Consider the following 7,380-nt stretch of genomic DNA (forward strand, 5'->3'; position numbering starts at 1 on the left):
TATCGGGGAGCAGCCCGCCGGGCGCGGCTCAGAGCGAAGCCGAACCGGTCCGGCACGAGGTCCGGACCGGGTGACGGACGGCGCCGTCAGTGGTAGGCGTGCACCACGGCATGGCCCTTGCCGCGGCCGATCATCCACCGGTTGACCGGCGTGGTGAGCACGAAGGCCAGAACCAGGGAGAGCGCGAGGGAGGCCCAGAAGAGGAACTGACCGAGGCCTGCGTCCATCGCTCCGGGCACGGCCACGATGACGGTGTTGTCGATCACTTCCATGACGGCGATGGACACGGTGTCCGCGGCCAGCGCGACCTTCAGCGCCTGACCGAGCGGCAGTCCGGCACGCAGCACGCCGCGCATGGTCAGGGCGTAACCGAAGACGAAGGCGAGCGCGATGGAGATGACGACGGTGGTCGCGTTGTGCAGCCCCGCTGCCGTACCGATGACCATGCCGAGGACCTCACCGATGGCGCAGCCCGTCAGACAGTGCAGCGTCGCCTGAGCGGCGGTGCGCCAGGACGTGCCGGAGCCATGGTGGGCGTCGTGCTGGTGCTGGTGCTCGTGGTGGTGGTGTGCGCCGTGGTCCATCGTCGGCCTCCCCTTTGCCGGATCCTGTCACCGACCCGAACCATATACCCCCCTGGGGTATTCCCGTCCCGTCTGGACCCGTCCGGACTTCTTCACTGACACAAGATGTCAGTGAACCTCCGGACAGTGGTGCCATGATCCTCAGTCACCACTCCCGCCGGGCCGAGCGGCTGCTCGTGCCCGCCGCCTTCGCCACCGCGCTCGGCAACAACGTCCAGCTCATCGTCGGGGCACTGCTCCTGATCAGGGAGCAGCAGACCATGATGGCCGTCGGCTGGCTGTTCATCGCCGTCGCCGGGCCGCAGGCCCTGCTGTCACCGTTCTTCGGCCACCTGGCCGACCGCTTCGACCGACGGGCCCTGTGGATCGGCTGCGATGTCACCAGCGCGGCGCTGGCCCTCGGGCTGCCGCTGTGGCTGGCCTGCGGTGGCGCCCCGGGCTCCGGGATCTACGGCGCCAATCTGGCGCTCGCCGTGATCGGTGCCCTGTTCGTTCCGGCCAGCTCCGCGCTGGTCAAGGAGCGGATTCCCGCGGAGCGGCTGCGGCGGTTCAACGCCCGCTACGAGATGGGGACCCAGGCGGGGATGCTGCTGTCGGCGACGGTCGGCGGGCTGTGCGTCCAGGCGTTCGGTGCCATGCCGCTGCTGGTGTTCAACGCCGGGACGTTCATGGTCTCGGCGCTGTGCGTGTGCGCGGTGGGACGTCGTCCGGACCGAGTGCCCGCGGCCCCCGTCGCCGGAGAGCAGCCGCCGTCCCGGACGACTGCGCGGACGCCGCTGCGGATGCGTCGCTTCATCCTGCTCTACGCCCAGGGAAGCGTGGTCGTCACCGTCTTCAACGCCCTGCTGCCCACCGCCGTGCTCAGTGAACTACACCTAGGGGCAGGGGCGTTCGGGGTGGTGGATGCCCTCGGGAGCCTCGGTTTCCTGGCGGCCACCGGTGCCTACCGGATCGTCAGCACACGCAGTACGGACCTTCGTATCGCCGTCGTCGGCTTCCTGCTCGTCGGTGTCGGCCTCGTACTGCAGAGCCAGTTCGGGATCGCCGGATACCTCGTCGGGGTACCCCTGGGTGCGTTCTTCTTCGGGCAGGCCCGGATCGCCTCCCGCACCATGCTGATGGCCTCGGCCGACGACGCCTCGGTCGGCCGGGCCTTCGGGCTGGCCAACGGCGGCGGGCTGGCGGCCACGGTCGGGGTGATGTTCCTGGTCGCGACGGTCACCGACCACAGCGACACGCGCTACGGCTTCGCGGTCCTCGCCGCCCTCGCACTGCTGGCGACCGTGTCCGCCGGACTGCTGCTCAGGTCGCCGGCCTCCGCCCGGCCCGATGCGCGCGCCGGCCGGTACCGGTCGAGCACGGCCGCGGCCGTCTCAGCGATCCTGCGGCGCAGCTCCTCGGGGGCGAGCACCTCGACGTCCGGCCCCAGCGACAGCAGTGTGGGCACCGCCAGGTCGACCGATTCCAGCGGCACGGTCGCCGTGACCCAGCCGTCGGCGTCCGGCGGACCTGCCGAGGCCTCGACGGCGCGGACCAGTACCGCGTCCAAGTGATCCGGCAGTGCGGCGAACAGTGCCGGAGCGATCCGCAGCGAGACCTGAAGCCGGAGCCTGCGGGCGTCGTAGGCGACGAGGTAGTCCTGCCAGTGGGCCACCAGGTCGAAGCCGTCGGGGCGCTCGAAGCCGTCCTCCCGGACGTCCAGGCGCAGGATCGACGACACCCGGTACGTCCGTACCGTGCCGTCCACCGCCGCGACCAGGTACCACACGCCCGCCTTGAGGACCAGGCCGTAGGGGTCGAGTTCACGCTCGACCTCCTGCGGCTCGGCCCAGCGGCGGTAGCGCACCCGGATCCGCCGCTGGTTCCACACGGCATCGGCGAGGGCCACCAGAGCCGGCGGGGAGTCCTGTTCCCGGTACCAGCCGACGGCGTCCAGGTGGAAGCGCTCGCGGATCCGGCCGGCCCGGTCCCGCAGTGGCGTCGGGAGCGCCGCCGTCAGTTTCAGCTGCGCCGCCGCGAGCACCTCGCCCAGTCCCAGGTCGTCCGCCGCGCCGGGCATCCCGGCCAGGAACAGCGACTCGGCCTCGTCGGCGTGCAGTCCGGTGAGCCGGGTCCGGTAGCCGCCGAGCAGCCGGTAGCCGCCGCGGTGCCCGGCGTCCCCGTAGACCGGGATGCCCGCGCTGCTCAGTGAGTCGATGTCCCGGTAGACGGTCCGGGCCGAGACACCCAGCTCCCGGGCGAGCTCGTCGGCCGTCAGCCTGCCCCTGTTCTGCAACAGGAGGACGAGTGAGAGGAGCCGCGCCGCACGCATGCACGGATCATCCCAGGTCCGGGCTCTCGGTGTACGGGCCGGTCCGACCGGGCCTCGGGCGGGGCGGACGCCAGCGGCATACGGCGCGTGCGGCCGGCCGGGCCTCAGCTGCCCGTGGCGGCCCGGTCGAGCGCGGCGAGTGCGGTGGCGGCCTCGTCCTGACGTGGGCTTCGCAGCTCGGCGAGGGCGTCGTGGGCGGCGGCCAGTGTCCGACGTGCTTCCGGATGGCCCAGCGCGCCGAGCACCCGGCCCAGGTCGAGCCGGGCCTGTTCGGCCCAGGCCGGCATCTGCGCGGTCTCGAAGGAGGCGAGGGCCTGCCGCAGCTGCGGCTCGGCCTCCTGCCGGCGCCCCAGGGCCGCGAGGTCGTTGCCGATCTGCTGGCGGGCGACCGCGTGGTACAGCGCGATCAGTTCGTCCGTACGGCCCGGGACACCCGTCCGGCAGATCCGTTCGCTGCGGCGGTGGATGTCCAGGGCCTCCGCCGGTCGGCCGATCTCGCGCAGCAGGGTGCCCAGGGTGTTGAGGATGGTCAGCTCGGCCAGCCTCGCCTGCGGGGAGTCCTGCGAGGCGAGGCAGCAGGCCGCCTCGCGCAGTCGCGTGTGGGCCTCTTCGGTCCGGCCCTGTCGTTGCAGCGCCCCCGCGCCGTAGCCGAGCGCCCAGCCCTCCTGGAGTACGTCCGCGCTGTCGCGGGCGGCCGCGAGGGCGGCGTCGGCGGAGACCAGGGCGGCCCGGGGGTCGTGGACGCAGAGGTTGTGGGCCCAGGCGAGGTAGTTGAGGTGGACCGCCTCCTCCCGCCTGCTGCCGAGTGCGCGGGCGGAGTCGGAGGAGCGCCGGAACACCTCCACCCACTGCTCCCAGTGCTGGTTCAGGTCGGAGAACCAGTGCATCGCCTCCGCCGTGTCCACGACCTGCCGGTGCCGGCCGGTGTCGTGCGCCCGGCGCAGCGCGGCCAGCCACTGGGCCCGCTCGGCCTCCAGCCAGGCCCGCGCATCCTGCCGGGTGGCGGGTGCTCCGTCCGGGTCGGGGTCGCCGGAAGGCGCCTTCCCGTCGTGGTCGACGTCGAAGTGCAGCGCGGCGGCGGTGGCCCGGCGCAGCATCCAGTGCGTGGTCCGGTCGAGGGCGGTGTCGCGGACGGCGGGGCCGTCCTCCGCCTCGACCTGCTCGGCGGCGTAGAGCCTGAGCAGGTCGTGGAAGCGGTAGCGCTCGGCGCTGGGGTCGCTCTGGAGCAGCCCGGCGTCGGCCAGTTCCTCGGCGCAGTCCACCGCCTCGTCGTAGGACAGCCCGGCCAGGAGGGCGCCGGTCTCCGGGCTGAAGTCCGCCCCGGCGGCGAGTGCGGCGCGGCGCAGGAACGTCCGTGATTCCGTGGACAGTTGGCGGTACGAGAGGGCGAAGGCGGCGCGTATCCGCAGGCTTCCGGCCTGGAGAGCGTCAAGTCGCCGGCCCTCGGCGGCGAGCCGGGCGACGAGCTTGCCCAGGCGCTCGTGCGGGCGGCTGAGGAGGCGCTGTCCGGCGATCCGCACGGCGAGGGGCAGGTGCCCGCACAGATCGGCCAGATCGCGCGCGGCCTGCGGTTCGGCCCGCACCCGTGCCGGGCCGACGATGCGGGTCAGGAGTTCCACCGACTCCTCTCGGCGCAGCAGGGCCAGATCGCAGCGGTGGACGGACGTCAGACCCGCCAGGGCCTGGCGGCTGGTGACGATGGTCAGCGACGCGCCGGTGCCGGGCAGCAGCGGGCCGACCTGGGACTCGTCGGTGGCGTTGTCCAGCAGCAGGAGCAGCCGTCGATCGGCGGCCAGGGAACGCCACAGGCTCGCGCGGTCGTCGGTACCGGCCGGTATCGCGGCGTCGGCGATTCCCATGGCACCCAGCAGCCGGGCCAGCGCGTCACGCGGAGTGGTCGGTTCGGCAGCCATGCCGTGCAGGTCCAGGGCGAGCTGCCCGTCGGGGAAGTACGCGGCGAGACGGTGCGCCGCGTGCACCGCGAACGCGGTCTTGCCCAGTCCCGGCTGGCCGGCGACCACGCCGACCACCGGCCGGTCAGGACCGGCGTCCTGCGCCAGATCCAGCAGCCGGGCGAGTGCAGCGTCGCGGGCGGTGAAGTCCTGGATGTCGCGCGGCAGGGCCAGGGCGACGGGCACGGCCGGGCCTTCGGCCGTGCGCGGGCGCGGGCGCCCCAGCGCTGCGGCCGCCTCCAGCCCCGACGCCTCGTCGGCGTCCAGTCCCAGAGCCTGGGCCAGCGCCTCGACCGTACGGCGCTGCGGCCCGCGGGTACGCCCGCGCTCCATGTCGGCCAGCGCCCTGACGCTCACCCCGGCGGCGTGCGACAGCGCCTCCTGGCTCAGTCCGGCACGAGCCCGCAGGAAGCGCAGCCGCTGCCCGAAGTCCTCCGTGGATGGCGTGCCACCGCGCACGTCGGCGCCCCCGATCATCCGGCTCGTGCGGCTCGTCCGGACGCGAGCCCTCCGGCAGAAGTATGACGGACGGTAGTTCTGCCGGTTGAACCGCCTGGGGCGCGAGAGCAGTTGGTGGTCGACTGAGGGCAGGCGCGGGACGCCTCCTCCCCGACGGACAGGATCCGGGCGGCCGGTCCTCCACGGACGGTGCCGCCGGACCACGGACCCCGTGCGGACCGGGGACGGGCACCGACCACCCGCCGCCGAACGAGAACCGAAAGCGCGCGACACACACGCGCGCCGAGCCCGAAACGGGGAGACCTCTCATGAACAGCAGCCAGGAGCAGGCCACCGGAATCTCCCGGCGGAGCGTGCTGGCGGCGGGTGCGCTGACCGCCGCCGCCGTGGCCTACCAGGCGGGCCGGGCCCCCGCGGCGTCCGCCGCCGCCAAGCCCGCCATCTTCTACGCCCCCCACCAGGACGACGACGCGATCGGCCTGGCCGGATCGATCCTGGAGCACAAGGCGGCCGGACGGCCCGTCTACCTCGTACTGGTGAGCAACGGCAGGAATCCCGATCTGGCCCAGCGCATGAACGCCGACCCCTGCCCCCTGACCACCTGGGCCACTCCGCATCCGTGCGCCGCGGGCGGCAGGCACAACCTGTCCTGGCCGACCGACGGGACCTCCATGATCGTCGCCGGTCGGACGGCCGAGTTCATGGCCTCCGCGAAGGCGATCGGCGTGGACAAGGTCATCAACTTCAAGGTCGTGGACGACGGGTTCGACACCACGTCCGCCTACAACAAGCTCGTCGACCGGATCGACGCGAAGGTCAGGGCGCTCGCCGCGCAATACCCGGGCGCGTCGCACAAGTTCACGGCCGGCTGGCTGGAGCACACCGAGACCCACAAGGCGTGCAGCGACGTGGCCTACCGCCTGATGAACGACGGCACGATCTCCGACGTGCGCTTCAACCACGTCTACGCCTACGAGCGCCCCCTGGACCAGCGCGCGAACGGCGCGGCCTACGTGCTCGACATCCCCGGCTCCCACATGACCAAGAAGCGCAACGCGATGTACGCCTACAACACGTGGGACCCCAGCCGGAACCTGTACGCCCTCGGCTATCACAGCGTCCCCGAGCTGCTGGAGGCCGCGCACGCCGATCCGCGCGAATTCGTGTACACCCTGCCGTCCGACTACCGGCCGGGCAAGGGCAACTGAGACCGGGCGACCGGAATCCGCGCCACTCCATCCGTACGAACTCGGCCGCGGCACGAGCCGCGGCCTCGCACCACTCACGGGAACCCTCCATGAACCTCACGCGTCACCGCTCCTTGCTGCTCGCCACCGCGGGCACGGCCCTCGCCCTGTCCCTCACCGCCTGCCAGAGCGACGACCACACCGACTCGGCGCCCGCAGCCACCACTTCGGCGACCGGGAAGCCGGCCGACGACGGGCAGACCGGCACGTCCGGCGCGACGGGCTCGACCGGTCCTGCGCACTCGACGGCGTCCAAGGGCTCGACGGACCGCACCGCGGGGGACGGCTCCACGGGCTCGACCGGCGAGCAGGCGTCCGCCACCACCCGCGTCTGCACCGCGAGGGACGTCACCGTCACCGCCGCCACACAGGGTGGCGCTCCGTACACCCACATCGTCCTCACGGCGAAGAACACCTCCGGCCGCTCCTGCCGGCTGGCGGGCGCGCCGCACATCCAGTTCCTGGAGAGCCACAAGCAGGACGTCCCGGCCGTGGCCAAGAGCAAGCCGGCCGCACCGGTCGTGCTCACGGCGGGCGCTCCCGCCTATGCCGTGGTGAGGCTGTCGGACGGCGGGGTGGACGAGGACAACGAGCCCGTGTCGGCGTTCTCCGTCATCCTGGAGGGCGACTCCACGGTCATAGCCGTCACCGCGCCGGGCAGCGCAGGCATCGCCGTCGACCCGGCGAAGGCCCTCACCGGCTACTGGACCCCCGAACTCCGCAATGGCGCTGACGACTTCTGAGTCACTCCGGGGGCATGACGGCTTCCGAGTCACGCCGCAGGCATGACGACAGCCCGCCTGCCCGGGCAGCGACGGCCCTCTCCA

At 72.8% G+C, this 7,380-nt stretch carries 5 protein-coding genes and 1 pseudogene; 3 read left to right on the forward strand and 3 right to left on the reverse strand.

The genetic code is table 11. The features are described from left to right. Positions 1 to 86 precede the first annotated feature (86 nt). On the reverse strand, positions 87 to 584 hold the full coding sequence (locus tag ABT085_RS04565; RefSeq protein WP_351601980.1) for a DUF4396 domain-containing protein: 498 nt from the start codon (positions 582 to 584) through the stop codon (positions 87 to 89). A 134-nt stretch (positions 585 to 718) separates the two neighbouring features. Here ABT085_RS04565 and ABT085_RS04570 point away from each other — a divergent pair. Beyond that, positions 719 to 1,915 (forward strand): annotated as a pseudogene (locus tag ABT085_RS04570) (MFS transporter); the annotation flags it as partial. Here ABT085_RS04570 and ABT085_RS04575 read toward each other — a convergent pair. Together ABT085_RS04575 and ABT085_RS04580 are read right to left on the reverse strand one after the other, a co-directional pair. Further along, positions 1,825 to 2,895 carry a helix-turn-helix transcriptional regulator gene (locus ABT085_RS04575; protein ID WP_351601983.1) on the reverse strand — a complete coding sequence of 357 codons (1,071 nt, stop codon included), beginning with the start codon at positions 2,893 to 2,895 and terminating at the stop codon, positions 1,825 to 1,827. The pseudogene ABT085_RS04570 and the gene ABT085_RS04575 overlap by 91 nt on opposite strands. A gap of 104 nt (positions 2,896 to 2,999) precedes the next feature. Beyond that, positions 3,000 to 5,324, reverse strand: a complete 2,325-nt coding sequence (locus ABT085_RS04580) for a helix-turn-helix domain-containing protein (protein ID WP_351601986.1) — start codon at positions 5,322 to 5,324, stop codon at positions 3,000 to 3,002. 290 nt (positions 5,325 to 5,614) lie between these two features. On the opposite strand from ABT085_RS04580, the gene ABT085_RS04585 reads away from it, so the two are divergent. Then, positions 5,615 to 6,514 carry a PIG-L deacetylase family protein gene (locus ABT085_RS04585; protein ID WP_351601989.1) on the forward strand — a complete coding sequence of 300 codons (900 nt, stop codon included), beginning with the start codon at positions 5,615 to 5,617 and terminating at the stop codon, positions 6,512 to 6,514. 89 nt (positions 6,515 to 6,603) lie between these two features. Further along, entirely contained in the window at positions 6,604 to 7,296 is a 693-nt protein-coding gene (locus ABT085_RS04590) for a DUF4232 domain-containing protein (protein WP_351601992.1), read from the forward strand. Positions 7,297 to 7,380: the final 84 nt, after the last annotated feature.

The sequence above is a fragment of the Streptomyces sp. NPDC002265 genome, from assembly GCF_040296125.1.
In the GTDB taxonomy this organism is placed as follows: domain Bacteria; phylum Actinomycetota; class Actinomycetes; order Streptomycetales; family Streptomycetaceae; genus Streptomyces.

What these genes read in the sequence shown, in the direction of transcription:
- ABT085_RS04565 (WP_351601980.1), bottom strand. Translation starts at nt 584, where the DNA reads ATGGACCACGGCGCACACCACCACCACGAGCACCAGCACCAGCACGAC.
- ABT085_RS04575 (WP_351601983.1), bottom strand. Translation starts at nt 2,895, where the DNA reads ATGCGTGCGGCGCGGCTCCTCTCACTCGTCCTCCTGTTGCAGAACAGG.
- ABT085_RS04580 (WP_351601986.1), bottom strand. Translation starts at nt 5,324, where the DNA reads ATGATCGGGGGCGCCGACGTGCGCGGTGGCACGCCATCCACGGAGGAC.
- ABT085_RS04585 (WP_351601989.1), top strand. Translation starts at nt 5,615, where the DNA reads ATGAACAGCAGCCAGGAGCAGGCCACCGGAATCTCCCGGCGGAGCGTG.
- ABT085_RS04590 (WP_351601992.1), top strand. Translation starts at nt 6,604, where the DNA reads ATGAACCTCACGCGTCACCGCTCCTTGCTGCTCGCCACCGCGGGCACG.